The organism is Micromonospora sp. NPDC002411, from assembly GCF_053592955.1.
In genome coordinates, this window is the sequence record NZ_JBSFBM010000083.1 from 1 (window position 1) to 20,869 (window position 20,869).

Consider the following 20,869-nt stretch of genomic DNA (forward strand, 5'->3'; position numbering starts at 1 on the left):
GCCGGGCCGGAGGCGGCGAACCCCACCAGATACGATTGCTCGGCCTGTTCGACGGCGACCAGCACCCGGTGCGCGCCGGAGGGCGGCTCCAGCACCGCAGCGCTCCACCGCCGGGCGAGGAACGCCTCGTCCAGGTTGTCGAGCACGTGCCGAGGCAGGATCCGGCGGTACGCGACCCGCCAGGTCGCGAGCTGGATGCGTGCGATCTCGCCGGCGTCCTCGGGACGCGCCGGGCGGACGTACCCGAGAGCCATGGGACGGAAGCCTACGCAGGGCGAGGGAGGCGACGGTGGCGCAGGGTGCCAAACGGACGACCGCGCAGGTCGTCGGGGTGGTGGTGCTCGCGGCGGCGGTCACCGCGTTCCTCGCCGTCGCGGCCGTACGACACGGCTTCTTCGATCTGAAGGTCTACTACGGCGCGTTGACCTGGTGGGTGCACGACGGCGGGGAGATCTACGACTACCTCAAGCCGAACACCCAGTACGGCTTCACGTACCCGCCGTTCGCCGCACTGGTCATGCTGCCGATGGCGTACCTGCCGTGGACGGCCGCGATCGTGGTGAGCGTGCTCGCCAGCGTGGTCACCACGACGGTGCTGATCTGGTGGCTGGTCGACCCGATCGCCCGCCGCGCCGGTTGGACCCGGTGGTTCGCGCTCGCGGTGGCGCTCTGCCTGGCCGCCGCGTTCGAACCGATGCGTGAGACGGTCAACTTCGGCCAGGTCAACACACTGCTGCTCTTCCTGGTGGCGGTGGACCTGCTGCGGCTGCTGCCGACCGGCAACCGGTGGGCCGGGGTGGGCATCGGGCTCGCGACCGCGATCAAACTGACCCCTGGTGTCTTCATCGTCTATCTGTTGGTGACCGGTCGTTGGCGGGCGGCTCTCACCGCCTCCGGCACCGCCGCCGGGGTGTCGCTGCTGGCGGGTGCGCTCTTCCCCGACGCGTCCCGGGAGTTCTGGACCGAGGCGCTGTGGAACACCGGTCGGGTGGGTGAGCTGGCCTTCGTCTCCAACCAGTCGCTGCGCGGGGTGGTCGCCCGACTCGACCCGCAGCACCCGAGCACAGTGCTCTGGCTGCTGCTGGCGCTCGGCACCCTGGCGCTCTGGGCCTGGCGGTCCCGGGCCGCCGTCGCGGTCGGCGACGAGGCGACCGGCCTGGCGCTGACCGGCGCGGTGATGTGCCTGGTCAGCCCGGTCACCTGGGTGCACCACCTGGTGTGGCTGCTGCCCGCGCTGATCCTGCTCGTCGACAACGCGATGGCCGCGCCGGCCGGCCGCCGACGGCGGGTCCTGCTGGTCGCCGCGATCATCGGGTACGCGCTGCTGATCAGCCGCACCGTGTGGTTCTGGGAGAAGGACTTCACCGGGTTGGACGGCTTCGTGGGCAGCAACGCCTACGTGTGGATCAGTCTGGCGCTGCTGGCCTTCCTGCCGATCCGCCGCTGGCTGGCCCCGGACGAGTCAGCTGTCGAGGCGTCCGGCGTACCGCAGCTCGACCAGCCCGACCGGCGGGACCCCGCCGGCCAGCGGCACCTGGTAGGTCGACCGCTCACCGTCCGGTGACAGGCCGGCGCGCTCGCAGAACCGGCGGGCTCGCCGGTTGTCCGCCAGCACCCACGCCCGGTAGCCGGACCAGCCCTGCTCGCTGAGACCGGCCCGGGCGGCGGCCAGCAGCGCGGCGGCGGTCCCGTCACCCCAGCAGGCCGGCTCCACGTAGATCGCCACCACCTCGCCGACCGTCGGGTCCAGGTCGTCCCGGTCCTGGTTGCGGCGGTACGGCCCGAAGGTGGTGAAGCCGACGACCAACCCGTCCACCTCGCCGAGGAGGGTGGTGAACGGGTGCTCGGGGTCGGCGGTGCCGACGTCGCGTCGGCGTTGCGCCCAGGCGGCCACGTTCAGCCGCCGAAGCACCTCGTCGGGCATGAAGCCGGCGTAGCCCGCCTGCCAGCCGTGTACGTGCACCCGGGCGACAGCGTCGGCGTCGTCCGGCTCCTCCCGGCGGATGGTCAGCATTGCACCGTTCTATGCCCCGTTGGTCGTCACGTCCAGCTTCCCGCACCGACGTCGTACCGATGAATTAGGGTCGCCGACGATGACCGCACCGGAATCACTCTCGCTGGCCCAGGCCCGCCGCGTGGCTCTCGCCGCCCAGGGCTTCGCCGACCCGGCGCCGACCGGCGCGCCCAGCCGTCGGCACCTGCGGCGGGTGCTGGGGCGGGTCGGGCTGATCCAGATGGACTCGGTCAACGTGCTGCAACGCGCGCACTACCTGCCGCTCTACAGTCGGCTCGGGCCCTACCCGACCGCGTTGCTCGACCAGGCCGCCTACCGCGGCCCGCGCGAGTTGTTCGAATACTGGGGCCACGAGGCGTCGCTGGTCCCAGTGGAGTTGCACCCGATGCTGCGTTGGCGGATGGCCCGCGCGCACAGCGAATCCTGGGGTGGCATGCGGCGGATCGCCGAGGAGCAGCCGGAGCTGGTCGCCTGGGTTCGTGACGAGGTGGCAGCCCGAGGGCCGTTGACGGCCGCCGAGATCGAGCACGACGCGCCCCGGGAGACCGGCAACTGGGGGTGGAACTGGTCGGCGGTGAAGCGTGCGTTGGAGTTCCTCTTCTGGGCCGGCGAGGTGGTCGCCGCGGAGCGCACCACCTCCTTCGCCCGCCGCTACGACCTGCCCGAGCGGGTGCTGCCCGCAGCGGTGCTGGCCGCGCCCACCCCGACCGACGCCGAGGCGTACCGCACGCTGGTGGCCCTCGCCGCGCGGTCGCTCGGGGTGGCCGCCGAGCCGGAGCTGCGCGACTACTTCCGACTGCCGCTGGCCGGTGCCCGACAGGCCGTCGCAGAGCTGGCCGAGGCCGGTGAGCTGGTGCCGGTCACCGTGCCAGGCTGGCGTCAGCCGGCCTGGCTGCACTCGTCCGCCCGCCTGCCCCGTTGGATCCGGGGCAACACGCTGGTAAGCCCGTTCGACCCGCTGATCTGGGAACGGGCCCGCACCGAGCGGCTGTTCGACTTCACCTACCGGATCGAGATCTACGTTCCGGCGCCGCAGCGGGTCTACGGCTACTACGTGCTGCCGTTCCTGCAGGGCGACCGGTTCACCGCAAGGGTCGACCTGAAGGCCGACCGCAAGGCGGGGGTGCTGCTGGTGCCGGCCGCCTGGGTCGAGCCCGGCGTCGATCCGGGGGAGACCGCCGTGGCGCTCGCCGCCGAGCTGTACCGGCTCGCCGGCTGGCTCGGCCTGGACGCGGTGGCCCCGCCCGTGGCCGGCGACCTCGCCGGCCCGCTGACCGCCGCACTGGCCGGCGTGTCCGGTGTACCGTGAGCGCGTGACGAGCCCTTCCGGACCGGTCCACGAGCCGCAACCCGCCCCCGGGGCTGTGCACACGGTGCCGGCCGACACCACCGCCGCGGGCCCGACCGGCGCGGTTTCGGCTGATGCGGGCCCGGCCGGTTGGCCGCCGCCCCCGCCGGGTGGCTACCCGGCCCCTGAGCCGGACCGGCTCACCCGGTTCGTGCTGCGGCTCTACGAGCGCTCGCCGCGTTGGGTCGTGCCGCTGGCCGCGGTCGGCTGTGTCGGCATCGGGATGGGCTACGCGTTGCTCAGCAATCCGACCCACGCCGCCCCGGACGCCGCACCCACCTGTCTGCTCAAGTTGACCACCGGGCTGGACTGCCCGGGCTGTGGCGGCACCCGCGCGCTCTGGTACGTGCTGCACGCCGACCTGCCGGCCGCCGCCCGGCACCACTTCCTGTTCGTCTTCGCGCTGCCGTTCCTGGCGTACCTCTTCGTGGCCTGGGCGGGAAACCAGGCGTTCGGTTGGCGGCTGCCCGAGCTGCGGATCAGCTCGAAGGTCATCGGTGGGTTCCTGGGCGTGTGGCTGGCGTTCTCGGTGCTGCGCAACCTGCCCTGGGCGCCGTTCACCTCGCTCTACGTCTGAGCGCGCCGCCGTCCGACGTCTGCCGCTCCGCGAATGCGGCGCTCGACCGGCAGGCGCTGGTCTGGCGTCCTGTGGAGCTGAACCGTTCACGACATCACGTGCCGCCTCCTCCGCCGTCATCCCATGATCGACTCGGTTTTCAGGAGACCGGGCGATCCAAGCGCCCCGGACACCCCGACTGTCAAGAACCCGAGTCGATCACCCGGCGGGCGCCCCGCATTCGCGCCCTCGGCGCGCGTTGCACGGCGCACGCGGCCCCAAGATCGTGCTCGATCCTTGATGTAGTGGTCTCGGCCGCGCCGGATACCACTACCATCCACGATCTTGCGCGATCTTGCGCATGGAAGCGGCTGACAGACCACCTGGGCGCTCGGGCGGCGCCCGTCGGCTCGGGCGGCCCATCTGCGGGGCTGATGTCGTAAACGGTTCAGCTCCAAAGGACGCCGATGGAACCGTCCGCCCCGGCCTCGACGACGATGCGCGGACCCGGCCCACACCTCGGACGTCGGAGGCCCCACCGCTGCCCGAGTGATCGAGATTGCACGGGGCGCGCCTGAGTTGGGCCGGGGGCTGCCGCGCCACTACAGTCCCAGGAATGCCGGAGATGGTGCAGCCCCAGGTCAAGTTGATCGCGTGGACCCAGTTCGCGGCCCCGGACGATGTGCCGTGGTCGACCGACGCCGAGGGTGGTCAGGCGCTCGCCGAGTTCGCCGGACGGGCCTGCTACCAGTCCTGGAAGAAGCCGAACCCGGCCACCGCCACGAACGCCGGCTACCTGGCGCACATCCTGGAGGTCGGGCATCTTTCGGTGCTGGAGCACGGGTCGGTCACCTTCTACTTCACCGGGGTGTCGCGCTCCTTCACCCACGAGCTGATCCGGCACCGGCACTTCTCGTACTCCCAGTTGTCCCAGCGGTACGTTCCCGAGCGCGACGCGGCCATGGTCGAGCCGGCGGTCATCGCCGACGACCCGGAGCTGCACAAGAAGTTCACCGAGGCCGCCGAGGCGAGCGTCCGGGCGTACACCGAGTTGTTGGAGGGCCTGGAACAGCGCTTCTCCGACGAGCCGAACCCGACGCTGCGCCGCAAGCAGGCCCGGCAGGCGGCTCGGGCGGTGCTGCCCAACGCCACCGAGACGCGGATCGTGGTCACCGGCAACTACCGGGCGTGGCGGCACTTCGTGGCGATGCGGGCCACCGAGCACGCCGACGTGGAGATCCGTGAGCTGGCCGTCGAGTGCCTGCGCCAGTTGCAGGGTGTCGCCCCCAACGTGTTCGCCGACTTCGTGATCTCCACGCTGCCGGACGGCACCGAGGTGGCGGCCAGCCCGCACGAGGCGTCCTGAGCCCTTCCCCGGCGGGCCCCGGCTGGTCGTCCGCTAGGTTGGGGGGTATGACGCACGACCACCTCGATGCCGCGGCCCGACCGGCGTCCCGCCCCTTCGGCCGGCTGATCACAGCCATGGTGACCCCGTTCACCCCCGACGGTTCCCTCGACCTCGACGGCGTCGCCCAGCTGGCGAGCCACCTGGTTGACGAGCAGGGCAACGACGCGCTGGTGGTCAACGGCACCACCGGTGAGTCGCCGACCACCACCGACGCGGAGAAGGAACAGCTGATCCGGGCCGTGGTGGAGGCTGTCGGTGACCGCGCCAAGGTGGTGGCGGGCGTCGGCACCAACGACACCCGGCACACCATCGAGCTGGCCGCAGCCGCCGAGAAGGCGGGTGCGCACGGCCTGCTGGTGGTCACCCCGTACTACAACAAGCCGCCGCAGGCGGGGTTGGTCCGGCACTTCACGGCCGTCGCCGACGCCACCGGCCTGCCGGTGATGCTGTACGACATCCCGCACCGTTCCGGTGTGCCGATCGAGACCGAGACGTTGGTCCGGCTCGCCGAGCACGGCCGGATCGTCGCGGTCAAGGACGCCAAGGGCGACCTGACCGCCACCAGCTGGGTGACCAGCCGGAGCGCCCTCGCGTTCTACAGTGGCGAGGACGCCCTCACCTTGCCGGCGCTGGCCGTCGGTTCGGTGGGCGTGGTCGGCACCTCCACGCACTTCACCGGGGCGCTGACCGCACAACTGATCGATGCGTACGACGCGGGGGACATGCCGACCGCGCTGGCGCTGCACCGGCGGCTGCTGCCGCTGTTCACCGGCATCTTCCGCACCCAGGGCACGATCCTGGTGAAGGCGGGCCTGGCAGCGCTGGACCTGCCGGCCGGCCCGGTGCGACCCCCGCTGGTGGACGCCACCAACGACGAGATCGCCCAGCTGCGCGCGGACTTCGCGGCAGCGGGCCTGGAGCTGCCCGAATGATCAAACGACACGACGGACGCCGAGTGACGGCGTCGCAGATTGAGGTGGACGCGTGACCGAGGCGCACATCGAGGCGGAGCTACCCCCGCCACTGCCGGAAGGCGGCCTGCGGATCATTCCGCTCGGCGGGCTCGGCGCCATCGGTCGGAACATGACCGTCTTCGAGTACGACGGCAAGTTGCTGATCGTCGACTGCGGGGTCCTGTTCCCCGACGTCGAACAGCCGGGTGTGGACCTGATCCTGCCCGACTTCGGCCCGATCCTGGACCGGCTGGCCGACGTCCAGGCGATCGTGCTGACGCACGGCCACGAGGACCACATCGGCGCGGTGCCCTACCTGCTCGCCCACAAGCCCGACATCCCGCTGGTCGGCTCCCAGTTCACCCTCGCCCTGGTCGAGGCGAAGCTGGCCGAGCGGCGGATCCAGCCGTACACGCTGACCGTTCGGGAGGGCGGCCGCGAGCGGCTCGGCCCGTTCGAGTGTGAGTTCTTCGCTGTCAACCACTCGATCCCGGACGCCCTCGCGGTGGCCATCCGCACCCCCGCCGGCCTGGTGCTGCACACCGGCGACTTCAAGATGGACCAGCTTCCACTGGACGGCCGGATCACCGACCTGGCCGGCTTCGCCCGGCTCGGGGCGGAGGGTGTGGACCTGCTGCTCTCCGACTCCACCAACGCGGAGATCCCCGGCTTCGTCACCCCGGAGCGGGAGATCGGGCCGGTGCTCGACTCGATCTTCGCGAAGGCCAAGGGCCGCATCATCGTGGCCTCGTTCGCCTCGCACGTGCACCGGGTGCAGCAGGTCTTCGACTCCGCCGCGGAGCACGGCCGCAAGGTCGCGCTGATCGGCCGGTCCATGGTCCGCAACATGGGCATCGCCCGGGACCTCGGCCTGCTCAACATCCCGGCCGGGCTGGTCATCAGCATCGACGAGGCGACCACGCTGCCGCCGGACCAGATCGTGCTGATGTCCACCGGTTCCCAGGGTGAGCCGATGAGCGCGCTGGGCCGGATGGCCAGCGGCGACCACCGGCACATCACCATCGCCCCCGGCGACACCGTCGTGCTGGCCTCCTCGCTGGTGCCCGGCAACGAGACCTCGGTCTACCGGGTGATCAACCGGCTCGCCCGGGCCGGTGCGGTGGTCGTGCACAAGGACGTCGCGAAGGTACACGTCTCCGGGCACGCCCCCGCCGGGGAACTGCTCTACCTGCTCAACGTGGTCCGGCCGAGCAACCTGATGCCCGTCCACGGCGAGTGGCGTCACCTGCGTGCCCACGCCCGGCTCGGCATCGAGTCCGGGGTCGCTGCCGACCGGGTGGTGATCTGCGAGGACGGCGACGTGGTCGACCTGGTCGAGGGCCGCGCCACCCTGGTCGGGCACGTGAAGAGCCGGTACGTCTACGTGGACGGCCTCGCCGTCGGTGACGTCAGCGAGTCGTTGCTCACCGAACGGCGGATCCTCGGTGACGGCGGCTTCATCGCCACCACCGTCGTCGTGGACTCGGTCACCGGCAAGGTGGTCGCCGGTCCGACGCTGTCCGCGAAGGGCTTCTCCGAGGACCCGGATGCGTTCAACCCGGTGGTCCCGCTGGTCACCGAGGCGCTCAACCGGGCTGCGGCGGACGGCATCACCGACCCGCACCAGCTCCAGCAGATCGTCCGGCGGACGGTGGGGCGGTGGGTCAACGACAAGTACCGTCGTCGCCCGATGATCGTGCCGACAGTGGTCGAGGTCTGACAGATGTGAGCGGGCCGGCCGCCGACATCCCCCGTGGATGTCGGTGACCGGCCCGCAGTCTGGTGCGGGCGCTTCGACTCAGCCCCGCGACAACCGGCGGCGCAGCACGAGCAGCCCGGCCCCGAGGGCCAGCATCACCGCGCCGACGAGGGCGTACGTGCTGCCGGAGACGCCGGTTCGAGGCAGTTGCGCCGCGTCCGGGGTGGACGAGGTCACGGTGGCGGTCGGGCTCGCGGTGGCGGTCGGGCTCGGCGTGACCGTCGGACCGGCGGGCGGCGGCGTGGTGGCGTCACCGGCACCCGATCCGCCCGAACCGTTCAGGCGTAGCGTCAGCGCGGTGTCCTTGTTCGTGTAGCGGTTGGTGGGGGCGAGCGACACCTGCACGGTCTTCGTGCCCCCGGTGACCGTCAGTCGTACGTCGAAGCTGTCGGTGACGCCGTCGCCGAGCACGTTCGGCCGCAGGATCTCGCAGCCGACGCCGACCATCCGGCCGCGGTCCGCGCACGTCGGCGAGGCCACCCGCACCCCCGCCGGGGTGGTGACGGTGAACGAGTAACCGCCGATGTCGAAGGTGCCGGTATTGGTGACCTTCACCCGCACCGTCGTCGTCCCGTTGACGACCGGGTCGGCGGTGGCCCGCAACCGCAACGAGGTGCGGTCCGGCCAGTTGATCCTGAAGTCGGAGAACTCGTCGGTGACCCCGGCGGCGTTCCGGCCGGCGACGGCGCCCCACGCCCGCACCCCGAAGACCGGCTCCGGAGCCGACGAGCCGACTGTCAGCCGGTACACCCGCTCAGCCCCGGCCGGCAGTTCCGCACCGCCGCAGAGCCAGGTACGCGGCGTGCCCCGGACCATCCGGCAGTCCTCGCCCAGGAGCAGGTCGGCGTCGACCGGGAGGCGCAGCACGAAGAAGCCATTCGCGGCGGTGCTGCCGGGGTTCCTGACAGTGACCTCCAGTGGGCCGGAGGGCGACCACGGGTCCCCGCCGAGGAAGACGATGTCGCCCCGAGCGGTGATCGTGGGTGCGGCTTCCGCACTCGGCGTGGCGAGGGCGGGCGCGGCGAGGGCCGGCGCGGCGAGGGCGGGTACGAAGAGCAGTGCGGCGGCGAGGAGACCGGAGCTGAGCAGGCGGTTCATAACGACTCCCGGGGGTTTCGCGGTCGGTGATGGCCGTAGCACATCTACGCGGCGCGTCCGGTTGCGTGCTGTCGGATGTCGCACAGCCGCGCCCCGGCCTGCAACCAACTGCCCCGTCCGCGACTCAGGGGAGCGCGGCGACCGCCTCGGCATAGGCGACGCCGGTGGCGATGGCGGCGTCCACCAGCACGGTGAGCTGCGCCGGAGCGACCCCGTGGGTGAGGTCGGTGGCCACGTCACCGGCCAGCACCAACTCCTCACCGAGGTCGTGCGCGTACGCCTTGGGCAGCAGCCGGTCGTGGTTCCACGCGTTGCAGAAGGCGTACGCCTCGGCGCGGCGGGTCGCCGGCAGCCGCCGGGCGGCCATGGACCGGGCGTGCAGCACCTCGCCACGTTCGCCGGCCCGCCGGAACTGGATCACCACGGAACCCCACCGGCCGACCACAGTGTCGCCCGACTCCACCAGGTACTGGTCGCCGCGCTCGTCCAGCACCCCGATGATCATGTCGAGGGTCAGCGCCATCAGCTCGTCGGGCCGGGTCTCCTCGTCGGACCCGCCGGTGTCCGGCTCGTCGTACCCGCCCGGCTCGTCGTCGGGAGGCAGCGGGACCGGTGCCGCGAGCGGGCGCTCGGCGAGCCAGGCGGCCATCCGGCCGGAGTGGTGACCGGTGCCGTTGCGGGCGTCGAAGCTGCCGGCCAGGTCACTGGCCACCCCGACCAGCAGGGCGCCGAGTGTGGACACGTCCGGCTCGGTGGCGGGTCGTTCGCCGTACGCCCGGCGGGGCATGGTCCGTCGACCCAGACCGGCCTCCTCGGCCAGCGCGCAGACCAGTGCGCCAGCGGCGGCGAACTCCATCGCGGCGAGGTCGTCGGTGGGCCGGTCCAACCGGGGCAACTGCTCGGTCAGGATGGTCAGCCCGCGTTCCAGGTGCCCGCCGAGCGCACAGAACCGTAGGTGCGCGGCGAGGTGGGGGAACGCGGCACGTTCGCGCCGATGGCGGCGGTACGCCCGCACGTGTGCCGCCGCGGCCTGCTCCGGCTCACCCCCGTGCAGCGCGGGCAGCAGGACGGCGACCAGGTCCCGTTCGGGTTGGTCGGTGCAGGCCGCCGGGTCACCGTCGGAATCCCGTAGCTCGTCGAGCGCGGCTCGCCACTCGCCCCAGCCGGTCAGCAGCTCCGCGCGTCGGGCGGAGGCGCAGCCCGGGCAGCCGCCGGACGGACCGGGCCGTTTGCCGGACCACCGCTCGTACCAGTGGCGGGCGGTGGGCTCGTCGCCCAGGTGGTCGGCGATTCGGCAGTGCAGTTCCGCGACGGTAGGCGTGTCCGGACCGTCCACACCGACCCGGTGGGCGAGGTCGTGCAGCAGGGACCGGGTCTGGTCCAACCCGACCCGGGGGGTGCCGAGCACCGCCTCGACCGCGTACCGCTGGTAGCGCAGCAACAGCCCGGTCTCGACGTCGGTGAGCAGCCCGGGCCGGTGGTCGGCCGCGGCCCGGCACCGTCGGACCGGCTCGACCAGCCGCCACCGCTCCCCGTCGAGCAGGTACGCCTCGATCAGCGCGAACCGGGCGTCCACACCGGAGCGGACGTCCCCGGCGGCGTCGGCCCGCTCGGCGAGCCGTTCCAGGGCCACCTGCCGGGGTGGACCGTCGGGCAGGTCCCGGGCGTCGGCGAGCGCGGCCTCCAACGCCGGTAGACGACCTGGCGCGGGGCGGTCGTCCGCACCGGTGGGCGGCGTGCCGGTGCGGTTGCCGGTGAACTCGTCCCGGCCGGTCACGACGGCACCGCACCGGGCAGTCGGCGGACCGCCACGGCGAGCTGGCAGCCGGTGGTGATGCCACAGTCGAGCAGGTGGTCGAGCTGGTGCGGCGTCACCCCGCGTTCCAGGTCGGTGATCACCTCGCCGTAGACGCGGGCCCGACCGTCGTCGTCGACGTGCGTGAACGCCTTGGGCCACAGCCGGTCGTGGTTCCACGAGTTGCAGAAGGCGTACAGGGCGGGCACCTGCTCGATCCCGAACGTGGTGGTGACCATGGTGCGGACCTGGAGCAGCTCCCCGTCATCGCCGAGCAGGAGGAACCAGATCAGGTTGTCGTCGAAGCGGCCCACCAACTCGCCGTCCGCGCTCAGGCCGACGGACCGGCCGCGGGCGGCGAGCACCGCGGCGACCAGTTCGCCGCTCAGTGGACGCAGCGCACCAGGGTGCCCGGCCAGCGGATCGTCCGGATCGCTCGCGATTTCCGGCGACGCCATGAGGGCATCCCTTCTGAGTCGGATATCACGACCGGCGGTGGGGCCCGTGTTGCGACGCGCGGACACGACCCGGAAAAGCGGGGATCTGCCCGGCCTCACCGTTACCGTGACTCTATGGCGGGCCGTACCTCTCAGGCGAGCCGGCGACGCGGCGCGTCGCCGCGCGGTGGCACCAACAGTCGTGCCCGTCAACCGGCCAAGAAGACCCGGGCGCCGGTCCGGCGTCGTACCACGCCGGCCCGGCCCGGCCCGGCCGTCTACGTGGGCCGCGCGGTCGGCGCACTGTGGATGGGTCTCGCACACGGCATGGGTTGGGCGGTTCGGGCCGCCGGTCGACAGGCCGCCTCGGCCCGTGACCTCGACCCGGAGCACCGCCGCGACGGCGCCGGGCTGCTGCTGTTCGGTCTCGCCCTGCTCTCCGCCGTGGCGCTCTGGTTCTCCGGAGCCGGCCCGGTGGGCGCACGGTTGGCCGACTCGATCCGGCTGTTCCTGGGCGCGATCTCGGTGGTCGTGCCGGTGCTGCTGATGATCGGCGCGTGGCGGCTGATGCGTCAGCCGGCCGACCCGGAGCACCGGGGTCGCGGGCTGATCGGGTGGGGTTCGCTGCTGGTGTCGACCGCCGCGCTGCTCCAGATCGGTCAGGACCCGGTGGACACCGTGCAGCGGGACTACGCCGGAGGCCTGGTCGGCGCCGGTGTGGGCGGGTTGCTGGAACGGGCGGTCACCGCCTGGGTCGCCGTACCGCTGCTGGTCCTGCTGTTGCTCTTCGGCCTGCTCGTGGTCACCGCGACGCCGATCAACAAGATCCCGGAGCGGCTGGGTCTGCTCGCCGGAGGGCTGGTCGCATCCCCGGAGGCCGCCGAGGAGGCCGACGAGGAGGCGGCGCGGCCCGCGCGCAGGCGGCCGGCCAAGCGGATGCCCCCGCCGATCGACCCGGACGACTTCGAGGACCTGGACGGCGCGGACCTCCAGGAGACCATGGTGCTGCCGCGCAAGTCGCCGGCGAAGGTGCCGGCGAGCCGCAAGCCGCCGGTCGAGCCGCCGGAGCACTCGCCCGCGCCGACCCGCGCCGAGCAGCTCGCGTTGACCGGGCTGGCCGGGGACTACACCCTGCCGCCGGCCAACATGCTCAGCGCCGGCGCCGCCGCGAAGACCCGCAGCAAGGCCAACGACGAGGTGATCGCCGCGCTGACCGGCGTGTTCGACCAGTTCGACGTGGACGCCGCCGTCACCGGCTTCACCCGGGGCCCGACCGTCACCCGCTACGAGGTGGAGTTGGGTCACGGCGTCAAGGTCGAACGCATCACGCAGCTGTCCCGCAACATCGCGTACGCGGTGAAGTCGCCGGACGTGCGGATCCTCAGCCCGATCCCGGGCAAGAGCGCCGTCGGCGTGGAGATCCCGAACACCGACCCGGAGAACGTCGCCCTCGGTGACGTGCTGCGCTCCCGGGCGGCGACCAGCGACCACCACCCGATGGTGGTGGCGCTCGGCAAGGACATCGAGGGCGGCTACGTGGTGGCCAACCTCGCCAAGATGCCGCACATCCTCATCGCCGGCGCCACCGGCGCGGGCAAGTCGAGCTGCCTCAACACACTGCTGGTGTCGATCCTCACCCGGGCCACCCCGGACGAAGTGCGGCTGCTGCTGATCGACCCGAAGCGGGTCGAGATGACCGGCTACGAGGGGATCCCGCACCTGGTCACCCCGATCGTGACCAACGCGAAGAAGGCGGCCGACTCGCTGGACTGGGTGGTCCGCGAGATGGACATGCGCTACGACGACCTCGCCGCCAACGGGGTCCGGCACATCGACGACTTCAACCGGAAGGTCCGCAACGGCGAGATCAAGGCCCCGCCGGGCAGCGAACGGGAGATGCGTCCGTACCCGTACCTGCTGGTGATCGTGGACGAGCTGGCCGACCTGATGATGGTGGCCCCGCGCGACGTGGAGGACTCGGTCGTCCGGATCACCCAGCTGGCCCGGGCCGCCGGCATCCACCTGGTCCTGGCCACCCAGCGCCCCTCGGTCGACGTGGTGACCGGTCTGATCAAGGCGAACGTGCCGTCCCGGTTGGCGTTCGCCACCTCCTCGCTCGCGGACTCGCGGGTCATCCTCGACCAGCCGGGCGCGGAGAAGCTGCTCGGCCGTGGTGACGGGCTCTTCCTGCCGATGGGGGCCTCGAAGCCGGTCCGCATCCAGGGCGCCTGGGTCACCGAGCGCGAGATCGCCGACGTGGTGAAGTTCTGCAAGGACCAGCGCGAGCCGGAGTTCCGCAAGGACGTGCTGGCACCGGCACAGGACACCAAGAAGAAGATCGACGAGGACATCGGCGACGACCTCGACCTGCTGGTGCAGGCGGTGGAGCTGGTGGTCACCTCGCAGTTCGGCTCGACCTCGATGCTCCAGCGCAAGCTGCGGGTCGGTTTCGCGAAGGCCGGCCGCCTGATGGACCTGATGGAGACCCGCGGCGTGGTCGGGCCGTCCGAGGGGTCGAAGGCACGGGACGTGCTGGTCAAGCCGGACGAGCTCGACGAGGTGCTGGTCGGTCTACGCGGCGACGGGGACTGATCGGGAATCGACCCCACACGTACGACGGGCCCGCCGGTATCCGGCGGGCCCGTGACGTGGGAGGGCGATCAATTGCTGATCAGCGCGGCGAAGACCACCAGACCGAGGATCGCGGCGACGACGCTGGCCGCGGCGGCGTACCAGCCCAGCGGCTTGTCGCCGAGCACCGCGCCGACGACGCCCGCGATGACGCCGAGCACGCCGAAGATGATCGGGTTGAGCAGCAGGGCGAGGACTGCGAAGACGAAGCCCACGATGGTGAGGATGCGGGCGGCGTTGCTGCGGGGGCGGGCGGTGCTCGGCATGTCGGTCATGTCGTCCTCCAAATGAGAGCCTGTCGTGACGGATCGATCACTACCCACTGTGGGTGTTCGCCACGCATGCCGACGGCGTGCCTCAGTGGAAGATCTTCAGACCGATCACGCCCGCGACCACCAACACGAGGCAGAGGATCCGGGGCAGACTCGCCGACTCGCCGAGCGCCAGCATCCCGACCAGGGCGGTGCCGACCGCGCCGATGCCGACCCAGACCGCGTAGCCGGTGCCGACCGGGATCTCCCGGAGCGCGTACGCCAGCCCGGCCATGCTCAGGACCAGGGTCACCACGAAGATCGCGGACGGAACCAACCGGCTGAGGCCGGCGCTGCGGTCCAGGGCGACCGCCCAGGCCGTCTCCAGCATCCCCGAGATCACGAGTACGAGCCAGGCCATCGTTCACCTCACGGTAGGCGCCCGGGGCTGCCGCGCCGGGACGAGTCGAGTCTGCATCTCACGCGGGGCGTCTTGGCCTGACCGGGTACGCCCACCACTCGTCCGGAGCGGCCACGAGCATCCGGGGCCACCGCTGCCGACGCTAGCACCGGCGTCCGGGGCGGGGTGGTGACGACCACCACCACCCGTTGACCTGCACCTGACTTCAACTTGCAGGATGGCAACCATGACCCTGCTCTACGCCGACCCCGAGGTCGCCGCCGCGCTGGACGCCGCCACCACGGTCGACGCCATGCGCGCCGCCCTCCTGGCCGCGTACGAGGGACGTCTGATCGCCCCGCCCCGGACCGCCGCCGCGCTGGACGGCGGCCGGATGGTGCTCACCGCCGGGCACCTGGTCGGCGAGTGGTACGGCTTCCGCTCGTACGACACCTTCGGCCACCCGGAGGGGGAGCAGTTGGTGGTGCTGCACGACGGCCGAACCGGGGCGGTCCGGGCGGTGGCGGTGGGCGAGGAGCTGGGTTCCCGTCGTACCGGGGGGTTGGGAGGTGTCGCGATCGACGCGCTGGCCCGCCCGGACGCGGCCAGCCTCGGGGTGATCGGCTCCGGCCGGCAGGCGTGGACGCAGGTGTGGGCCGCCGCCGCGGTCCGCCCGTTGCGGGAGGTGGTCGTGCACAGCCGCTCCGCCGCCCGGCGAGACGCCTTCGCCGCCCGGGTCCGCGCCGAGCTGGATGTGTCAGCCCGCGCGGTGACCACCCCGGGATCAGCCGTGGCCGGGCGGGACGTCGTGGTGCTCGCGACCACCAGCCCGACCCCGGTGCTCCGCGCCGCCGACCTCAGCCCCGGCACGCACGTCAACGCGGTCGGCTTCAAGCAGCTCGACCGCAGCGAGTTCGGCACCGACCTGCTGGACGTCGCGGACCTGCTGGTCACCGACTCGCCGACCCAGGCGGCGGACTACCAGCCGCCGATGCTCGCGGCCACGCCCCCGTACGCCGGGCGGTTGGGTGACCTGGGCGGCATCCTGGCCGGCGTGGCCCCCGGCCGGACCACCGCGGACCAGATCTCCGTCTTCTGCTCCACCGGCCTGGCCGGGACCGAGGTCTTCCTGCTCGACGCGCTGACCCGGGTGGGCGCCACAGCACGCTGACGGCCGACCGACACCGCTGGAGGCGACCGGCAGACCTGCCCAGTGACTGAGCACACCGAAGTGGGTTGAGGCCCGGCCGCCCGCGTGCGTGGGCCACCCCGGCTGGCCCGGTACCCTCGGATGGTGTCTGCCACCGCTCCTTCTCCTTCCGACAACGCCGAGGGCCGCCGCGTCGCCCTGCTGACCCTCGGCTGTGCCCGCAACGAGGTCGACTCGGAGGAGCTGGCCGCCCGGCTGCACGCCGACGGCTGGCAGGTGAGCACCGACGGCGAGGGCGCCGACGTGGTGGTCGTCAACACCTGCGGTTTCGTGGAGAAGGCCAAGCAGGATTCCATCCAGACCCTGCTCGCCGCCGCCGGCACCGGTGCCAAGGTCGTCGCGGCCGGCTGCATGGCCGAGCGGTACGGCCGGGAGCTCGCCGACAGCCTGCCCGAGGCCCAGGCGGTGTTGAGCTTCGACGACTACCCGGACATCGCCGCCCGGCTGAACGCTGTCGTCGCCGGTGAGCAGGTCACCGCACACACCCCCCGGGACCGGCGTGAGCTGCTGCCGTTGACCCCGGTGAAGCGGCGCGACAGCGCGGTGTCGCTGCCCGGGCACGGCACCGTCACCCGCACCGCTGTCGACACCGACGAGCACACCCCGGCGCACCTGCGGCAGGTGCTGCGCCGCCGGCTGGACACCGGCCCGGTGGCCTCGCTGAAGCTCGCCAGCGGCTGCGACCGGCGGTGCGCCTTCTGTGCCATCCCGGCCTTCCGTGGGGCGTTCGTGTCGCGTACGCCGGACGAGCTGCTCGCCGAGGCGGAGTGGCTGGCCAAGACCGGCGTACGCGAGCTGGTGCTGGTCAGCGAGAACTCCACCTCCTACGGCAAGGACCTGGGTGACCCCCGCGCGCTGGAGAAGCTGCTGCCGCAGCTCGCCGCGGTGAGTGGCATCGTCCGGGTGCGGGCGAGTTACCTCCAGCCGGCCGAGACCCGCCCCGGGCTGGTCGAGGCGATCGCCAACACCCCGGGTGTGGCCGCGTACTTCGACCTGTCGTTCCAGCACTCCAGCGAGCCGGTGCTGCGCCGGATGCGGCGTTTCGGCTCCACCGACCGGTTCCTGGAGCTGTTGGCGGGTGCGCGTGCGCTGGCCCCGGACGCGGGTGCCCGGAGCAACTTCATCGTCGGCTTCCCCGGCGAGACCCGCGCCGACGTCGACGAGCTGGTGCGGTTCCTGACCGAGGCGCGGCTCGACGCGATCGGCATGTTCGACTACAGCGACGAGGACGGCACCGAGGCCGCCGGGCTGCCCGGCAAGGTCTCCGCCGCGACGATCAAGCGGCGGTACGACCGGCTCAGCGCGCTCGCCGACGAGCTGTGCTCGCAGCGGGCCGAGGACCGGCTCGGCTCGACCGTCGAGGTGCTCGTCGACTCGATCACGGACGGCGTGGTGGAGGGGCGGGCGGCGCACCAGGCGCCGGAGGTCGACGGCTCGACCACCCTGGTCGCGCCGGCCGACGGCGGGGTCGACCTGGCCGCGCTGCGTCCCGGTGATCTGGTGCGCGCAACGGTGACCGGCACCGAAGGGGTGGACCTGCTGGCCGTGCCGGATGAGATGATCTCGGCGGCGCCCGGCGCGGCACGGTGACGGCGGGCCCGAGCGGAGCGGGGGAGCCACGTGGTGCGGTGCCGGGAACGCCGCGGCAGCCCGAGCGGAGTGCCGCGGTGACCGGGGCGACGGAGTCGACGCCCGGCCCGGCGGTGGCGGCCGTGGTGCCCGTCCTCAACGCGGCCAACGCGCTGACCGCCCTGCGGCTGGTCCTCGTGCCGGTCTTCGCCGCCTCGGTGATCGTGTCCGGGATGACCCACGCGGGCTGGCGGATGGCGGCCTGCCTGATCTTCGCGGTGGCTTCGGCGACGGACCTGGTGGACGGCTGGATCGCCCGCCGCTTCGGGCTGGTCACCTCGGTCGGCAAGGTGGCCGATCCGATCGCCGACAAGGCGCTCACCGGAGCGGCCCTGGTGCTGCTCTCCTGGTACGACCAGCTGCCCTGGTGGGTGACCGCGGTGATCCTGGTCCGTGAGCTGGGCATCACGGGGCTGCGGTTCTGGGTGATCCGGCACGGCGTGATCGCCGCCAGCCGAGGCGGCAAGGTCAAGACGGCGCTCCAGATCCTCGCCATCGCCTGGTACCTCTGGCCGATGCCGGCCGCCCTCGCCGCCGTCGGCCCGTGGATCATGGCCGCCGCCGTCCTGGTCACTGTCGCCACCGGCTTCGACTACATAGCCCAGGCCCTCCGCCTCCGCCGCCCTCGCTGACCCCCGCCCCCCGTGCTCTCCGGGCCGGGCGTCCCACCCCGCCCTCTTCATTGATCATGAAGTTGTTGCCATCCGCGGCGGCGTGTCGTGGCGACAACTTCATGATCGACGCGATCGGGGCGGCAGGGTTGGGGGCCGTTGGGTGGGGAAGGACGTATTCATGCAGCGCGAGGCGAGTGGTTCGGGGCGGGCGGGGGATGGTGCGGTGGCGGACGAGGCCGCGGCGGGCAGCGCGGCGGCGGCTGTGGTGCACCGGCTGGCACAGCGGCGCGAGACCTTCGCGACTGTCGAATCGCTCACCGGCGGGTCGTTGGCCGCGTCGATCGTCGACATCGCCGGGGTCAGCGGGATCTACCGGGGTGGCCTCGTGGTCTACGCCACCGAGTTGAAGGGCACCCTGGCGGGCGTCCCCACCGACCTGTTGTCCGAGCGGGGCCCGGTGGACCCGGAGGTGGCGGCGGCCCTCGCCGAGGGCGGTCGCCAGCGCTGCGGCGCGGACTGGGGGGTGGCGACCACCGGTGTCGCCGGCCCCGAACCGCAGGACGGCAAGCCCGTCGGCCTGGTCTACGTCGCGGTCGCCGGCCCGAACGGTGGGGAGGTCCGCCAGCTCGACCTGGACGGCGGGCGGGACCACGTCCGAGCGGCGGCGGTGGTCGAGGCTCTGCGGCTACTCGCCGAGCGGATCCACGGCGCCGACGTCCAGGACGCCGACGCCCAGAATTCCGACCCCGCGACCGACCACCCCGAGGCCCCAGAAGTCGACGGCCCGGAAGATCCCGCCGAGACCGCCGGGGGCACCCGGGGCAGGGCGGGGACGGCCGGTGCCGGCCACCGGTGAGCCCGCGCCGACGAACCGACGGGCGGGGCGGGATGTCGCCCGGGCTCGCAACGGGTACGGTTGCGGGAAGGCTCCGACGTTCGGGGTCGGCGCGGTCCCACCGCGACCGGCTGCCAGCGGCGAGCGCGAGGTATCCCTCAGGGGGAGGTGCGATGATCCTGCTACGCCGGGTGATCGGTGACGCACTGCGAGCGCGCCGTCAGGGGCAGCAGCGCACGCTGCGTGAGGTCTCCACCGCCGCCAACGTCAGCCTCGGCTACCTCTCCGAGATCGAGCGGGGGCACAAGGAGCCGTCGAGCGAGCTGCTCGCCGCGATCTGCGACGCCCTCGGCGCCCGCCTGTCCGAGCTGCTGCGTGAGGTGAGCGACACCGTCGCGCTCGCCGAGCAGATGCCGGGTGTGCTCGTCTCGATGCAGGAGGAGCCGGCCGACGGCGCAGCGGCCGCCAAGAGCACCAGCCGGGGCGTTCGCCAGGTCACCTCCGATGGCAAGGTCGCCGTGTCGGTCCGCCAGGATTCGCCGCTCAAGGCCACGCTGCGCAGCGCGCGCGTGCGCCCGACCGAGCGCGACCGGGACGTGGTCTGCGCCGCCTGACCCCATCCTTCCGGTTGACCGTGGGCGGGTTGGCCCCAGCCGCGTAGGGTGGCCGGCAGGAGCTGCCGGTGCAGTCGACCAACGGTAAGGGTGCCTTCGCTGGCGCTCGACTGGGACGATGGAGACCGGCCGGTCGTGGTCGGCCTGTCCGACCCGACCGTGGTGGAGCGACGCGACTGAGGGGATACCGCGGAGATGGCGAACCCGTTCGTCAAGGGTTGGAACTATCTGATGGCGCTCTTCGGTGCCAAGATCGACGAGCACGCCGACCCCAAGGTGCAGATCCAGCAGGCCATCGAGGATGCCCAGCGGCAGCACCAGGCGCTGGTCCAGCAGGCCGCCGCGGTGATCGGCAACCAGCGTCAGCTGGAGATGAAGCTCTCCCGGCAGATGTCAGAGGTCGAGCGGCTGCAGGGCAACGCCCGACAGGCACTGGTGCTGTCCGACCAGGCCCGGGCCAAGGGTGACGAGGCCGAGGCGACGCGGTTCGAGCAGTCGGCGCAGACCCTGGCCACCCAGCTGGTCTCCGCCGAGCAGGCCACCGAGGACCTGAAGACCCTGCACGACCAGGCGTTGGGTGCCGCAGCCCAGGCCCGCCGGGCGGTCGAGAACAACTCGATGATCCTCCAGCAGAAGCTCGCCGAGCGCACCAAGCTGCTCAGCCAGCTGGAGCAGGCCAAGATGCAGGAGTCGGTGGCCCGTTCGCTGGAGTCGATGTCGTCGCTGACGGCGCCCACCAACACCCCGTCGCTGGACGAGGTGCGCGACCGCATCGAGCGGCGCTACGCCAACGCGATGGGTCGCGCCGAGCTGGCCGGCAACTCCGTCGAAGGCCGGATGTTGGAGATCCAGAAGGCCACCATCGATTCGGCGGGCTCCGCAAGACTGGAGCAGATCCGGTCCAGCATGGCGGGGGAGCAGCTCGGCGGCGCGTCGCAGCGACAGGCCGTGCCGCAGGCAGAGAAGGCCGGCCCGGCCAACGATCCGGCGGCCGCCGCCCGGCTGGACGAGCTGCGCGCCAGCATGGCTCGTGAGCGGGGCACCGGCGACCCGACCGCCGCCGGCTGATCGAGCGGACCGAGGGGGTCAGGGTGGCAGACGAGCGGACGCGATACTTCCGGAGGCTGGGTCGGCTGCGCCGGTCCGCCCGACGGTGGAGTGTGCTGGCCGGCGGGCTTGGCGGCGCCGCTGCGGTGCTGACCCCGTACGCCGGCCTCGGTCTGCCCGACGCGGCCTGGGCCGGCGCCGCGGGCAGTGCGGTAGCGCTCGCCGCTTGGCGTTGGATCGACGTGCGTGCCCTGGCCGCCCAGCCGGCAC

19 protein-coding genes, 2 pseudogenes and 1 riboswitch are annotated in these 20,869 nt (G+C 72.4%); of the genes and pseudogenes, 14 read left to right on the plus strand and 7 right to left on the minus strand.

The genetic code is table 11. The features are described 5' to 3' along the window. Positions 1-254, minus strand: a pseudogene (locus ACWCO3_RS12780) (GNAT family N-acetyltransferase); the annotation flags it as partial. A 35-nt stretch (positions 255-289) separates the two neighbouring features. Between ACWCO3_RS12780 and ACWCO3_RS12785 the strand changes: the two are divergent. Next, complete coding sequence (locus tag ACWCO3_RS12785) at positions 290-1,564, plus strand: glycosyltransferase family 87 protein (RefSeq protein WP_450009979.1); 1,275 nt, start codon at positions 290-292, stop codon at positions 1,562-1,564. Here ACWCO3_RS12785 and ACWCO3_RS12790 read toward each other — a convergent pair. Then, entirely contained in the window at positions 1,463-2,014 is a 552-nt protein-coding gene (locus tag ACWCO3_RS12790) for a GNAT family N-acetyltransferase (protein ID WP_145784990.1), read from the minus strand. The two genes, ACWCO3_RS12785 and ACWCO3_RS12790, sit on opposite strands and share 102 nt — an antisense overlap. Before the next feature lie 79 nt (positions 2,015-2,093). On the opposite strand from ACWCO3_RS12790, the gene ACWCO3_RS12795 reads away from it, so the two are divergent. The 5 genes from ACWCO3_RS12795 to ACWCO3_RS12815 all read left to right on the plus strand — a co-directional run bounded on the left by ACWCO3_RS12795 (position 2,094) and on the right by ACWCO3_RS12815 (position 7,999). After that, on the plus strand, positions 2,094-3,323 hold the full coding sequence (locus ACWCO3_RS12795; RefSeq protein WP_450009981.1) for a winged helix-turn-helix domain-containing protein: 1,230 nt from the start codon (positions 2,094-2,096) through the stop codon (positions 3,321-3,323). Between the two features lie 55 nt (positions 3,324-3,378). Further along, the gene (locus tag ACWCO3_RS12800; protein ID WP_425280587.1) at positions 3,379-3,939 is read left to right on the plus strand and encodes a DUF2752 domain-containing protein; all 561 of its coding nucleotides are present in this window, start codon (positions 3,379-3,381) and stop codon (positions 3,937-3,939) included. Positions 3,940-4,543: 604 nt separating this feature from the next. Continuing rightward, positions 4,544-5,284 (plus strand): FAD-dependent thymidylate synthase, encoded by a 741-nt coding sequence (gene thyX, locus ACWCO3_RS12805; RefSeq protein ID WP_145785820.1) that lies wholly within the window; start codon positions 4,544-4,546, stop codon positions 5,282-5,284. Positions 5,285-5,331: 47 nt separating this feature from the next. Continuing rightward, positions 5,332-6,258: a 4-hydroxy-tetrahydrodipicolinate synthase gene (gene dapA, locus ACWCO3_RS12810; protein WP_145784988.1), complete on the plus strand. Its 927-nt coding sequence runs from the start codon at positions 5,332-5,334 to the stop codon at positions 6,256-6,258. A 52-nt stretch (positions 6,259-6,310) separates the two neighbouring features. Continuing rightward, entirely contained in the window at positions 6,311-7,999 is a 1,689-nt protein-coding gene (locus ACWCO3_RS12815) for a ribonuclease J (RefSeq protein ID WP_145784987.1), read from the plus strand. 78 nt (positions 8,000-8,077) lie between these two features. Here the strand turns inward: ACWCO3_RS12815 and ACWCO3_RS12820 are convergent, their stop codons facing one another. The 3 genes from ACWCO3_RS12820 to ACWCO3_RS12830 all read right to left on the minus strand — a co-directional run bounded on the left by ACWCO3_RS12820 (position 8,078) and on the right by ACWCO3_RS12830 (position 11,389). Further along, positions 8,078-9,136 carry an LPXTG cell wall anchor domain-containing protein gene (locus tag ACWCO3_RS12820; RefSeq protein WP_450009984.1) on the minus strand — a complete coding sequence of 353 codons (1,059 nt, stop codon included), beginning with the start codon at positions 9,134-9,136 and terminating at the stop codon, positions 8,078-8,080. A 124-nt stretch (positions 9,137-9,260) separates the two neighbouring features. Further along, the gene (locus ACWCO3_RS12825) at positions 9,261-10,913 is read right to left on the minus strand and encodes a type III secretion system chaperone family protein (RefSeq protein WP_145784985.1); all 1,653 of its coding nucleotides are present in this window, start codon (positions 10,911-10,913) and stop codon (positions 9,261-9,263) included. After that, a complete protein-coding gene (locus tag ACWCO3_RS12830) occupies positions 10,910-11,389 on the minus strand; it encodes a type III secretion system chaperone family protein (protein WP_145784984.1) in 480 nt (159 codons plus the stop codon). The genes ACWCO3_RS12825 and ACWCO3_RS12830 overlap by 4 nt, the downstream gene beginning before the upstream one ends. A 114-nt stretch (positions 11,390-11,503) precedes the next feature. On the opposite strand from ACWCO3_RS12830, the gene ACWCO3_RS12835 reads away from it, so the two are divergent. Then, positions 11,504-13,960 (plus strand): DNA translocase FtsK, encoded by a 2,457-nt coding sequence (locus ACWCO3_RS12835; RefSeq protein ID WP_450009986.1) that lies wholly within the window; start codon positions 11,504-11,506, stop codon positions 13,958-13,960. A 68-nt stretch (positions 13,961-14,028) separates the two neighbouring features. Here ACWCO3_RS12835 and ACWCO3_RS12840 read toward each other — a convergent pair whose 3' ends face one another. Further along, entirely contained in the window at positions 14,029-14,274 is a 246-nt protein-coding gene (locus ACWCO3_RS12840; protein WP_145784982.1) for a hypothetical protein, read from the minus strand. An 82-nt stretch (positions 14,275-14,356) separates the two neighbouring features. Then, complete coding sequence (locus tag ACWCO3_RS12845) at positions 14,357-14,671, minus strand: DMT family transporter (protein WP_145784981.1); 315 nt, start codon at positions 14,669-14,671, stop codon at positions 14,357-14,359. A 61-nt stretch (positions 14,672-14,732) separates the two neighbouring features. Next, positions 14,733-14,805, minus strand: a riboswitch (guanidine-III (ykkC-III) riboswitch). A 92-nt stretch (positions 14,806-14,897) separates the two neighbouring features. On the opposite strand from ACWCO3_RS12845, the gene ACWCO3_RS12850 reads away from it, so the two are divergent. From ACWCO3_RS12850 to ACWCO3_RS12880, 7 genes and pseudogenes are all read left to right on the plus strand, one after another. Continuing rightward, positions 14,898-15,821, plus strand: coding sequence for an ornithine cyclodeaminase family protein (locus ACWCO3_RS12850; protein ID WP_450009989.1), 924 nt, complete (start codon positions 14,898-14,900; stop codon positions 15,819-15,821). Between the two features lie 120 nt (positions 15,822-15,941). Next, the gene (gene rimO, locus ACWCO3_RS12855) at positions 15,942-17,450 is read left to right on the plus strand and encodes a 30S ribosomal protein S12 methylthiotransferase RimO (RefSeq protein WP_145784980.1); all 1,509 of its coding nucleotides are present in this window, start codon (positions 15,942-15,944) and stop codon (positions 17,448-17,450) included. A gap of 77 nt (positions 17,451-17,527) precedes the next feature. Continuing rightward, complete coding sequence (pgsA, locus tag ACWCO3_RS12860; protein ID WP_145784979.1) at positions 17,528-18,121, plus strand: CDP-diacylglycerol--glycerol-3-phosphate 3-phosphatidyltransferase; 594 nt, start codon at positions 17,528-17,530, stop codon at positions 18,119-18,121. Between the two features lie 160 nt (positions 18,122-18,281). Beyond that, entirely contained in the window at positions 18,282-18,959 is a 678-nt protein-coding gene (locus tag ACWCO3_RS12865) for a CinA family protein (RefSeq protein WP_435826029.1), read from the plus strand. Between the two features lie 152 nt (positions 18,960-19,111). After that, complete coding sequence (locus ACWCO3_RS12870) at positions 19,112-19,552, plus strand: helix-turn-helix domain-containing protein (protein WP_088990938.1); 441 nt, start codon at positions 19,112-19,114, stop codon at positions 19,550-19,552. A 195-nt stretch (positions 19,553-19,747) separates the two neighbouring features. Next, positions 19,748-20,620 (plus strand): PspA/IM30 family protein, encoded by an 873-nt coding sequence (locus ACWCO3_RS12875; RefSeq protein WP_145784976.1) that lies wholly within the window; start codon positions 19,748-19,750, stop codon positions 20,618-20,620. Between the two features lie 23 nt (positions 20,621-20,643). Then, positions 20,644-20,869, plus strand: a pseudogene (locus tag ACWCO3_RS12880) (phage shock envelope stress response protein PspM); the annotation flags it as partial.

Excerpts from the sequence above, each read along its gene's own strand:
- ACWCO3_RS12790 (WP_145784990.1), bottom strand. The coding sequence starts at position 2,014 with ATGCTGACCATCCGCCGGGAGGAGCCGGACGACGCCGACGCTGTCGCC.
- ACWCO3_RS12795 (WP_450009981.1), top strand. The coding sequence starts at position 2,094 with ATGACCGCACCGGAATCACTCTCGCTGGCCCAGGCCCGCCGCGTGGCT.
- thyX (WP_145785820.1), top strand. The coding sequence starts at position 4,544 with ATGGTGCAGCCCCAGGTCAAGTTGATCGCGTGGACCCAGTTCGCGGCC.
- dapA (WP_145784988.1), top strand. The coding sequence starts at position 5,332 with ATGACGCACGACCACCTCGATGCCGCGGCCCGACCGGCGTCCCGCCCC.
- ACWCO3_RS12820 (WP_450009984.1), bottom strand. The coding sequence starts at position 9,136 with ATGAACCGCCTGCTCAGCTCCGGTCTCCTCGCCGCCGCACTGCTCTTC.
- ACWCO3_RS12830 (WP_145784984.1), bottom strand. The coding sequence starts at position 11,389 with ATGGCGTCGCCGGAAATCGCGAGCGATCCGGACGATCCGCTGGCCGGG.
- ACWCO3_RS12835 (WP_450009986.1), top strand. The coding sequence starts at position 11,504 with ATGGCGGGCCGTACCTCTCAGGCGAGCCGGCGACGCGGCGCGTCGCCG.
- ACWCO3_RS12840 (WP_145784982.1), bottom strand. The coding sequence starts at position 14,274 with ATGACCGACATGCCGAGCACCGCCCGCCCCCGCAGCAACGCCGCCCGC.
- ACWCO3_RS12845 (WP_145784981.1), bottom strand. The coding sequence starts at position 14,671 with ATGGCCTGGCTCGTACTCGTGATCTCGGGGATGCTGGAGACGGCCTGG.
- ACWCO3_RS12850 (WP_450009989.1), top strand. The coding sequence starts at position 14,898 with ATGACCCTGCTCTACGCCGACCCCGAGGTCGCCGCCGCGCTGGACGCC.
- rimO (WP_145784980.1), top strand. The coding sequence starts at position 15,942 with ATGGTGTCTGCCACCGCTCCTTCTCCTTCCGACAACGCCGAGGGCCGC.
- ACWCO3_RS12865 (WP_435826029.1), top strand. The coding sequence starts at position 18,282 with ATGCAGCGCGAGGCGAGTGGTTCGGGGCGGGCGGGGGATGGTGCGGTG.
- ACWCO3_RS12870 (WP_088990938.1), top strand. The coding sequence starts at position 19,112 with ATGATCCTGCTACGCCGGGTGATCGGTGACGCACTGCGAGCGCGCCGT.
- ACWCO3_RS12875 (WP_145784976.1), top strand. The coding sequence starts at position 19,748 with ATGGCGAACCCGTTCGTCAAGGGTTGGAACTATCTGATGGCGCTCTTC.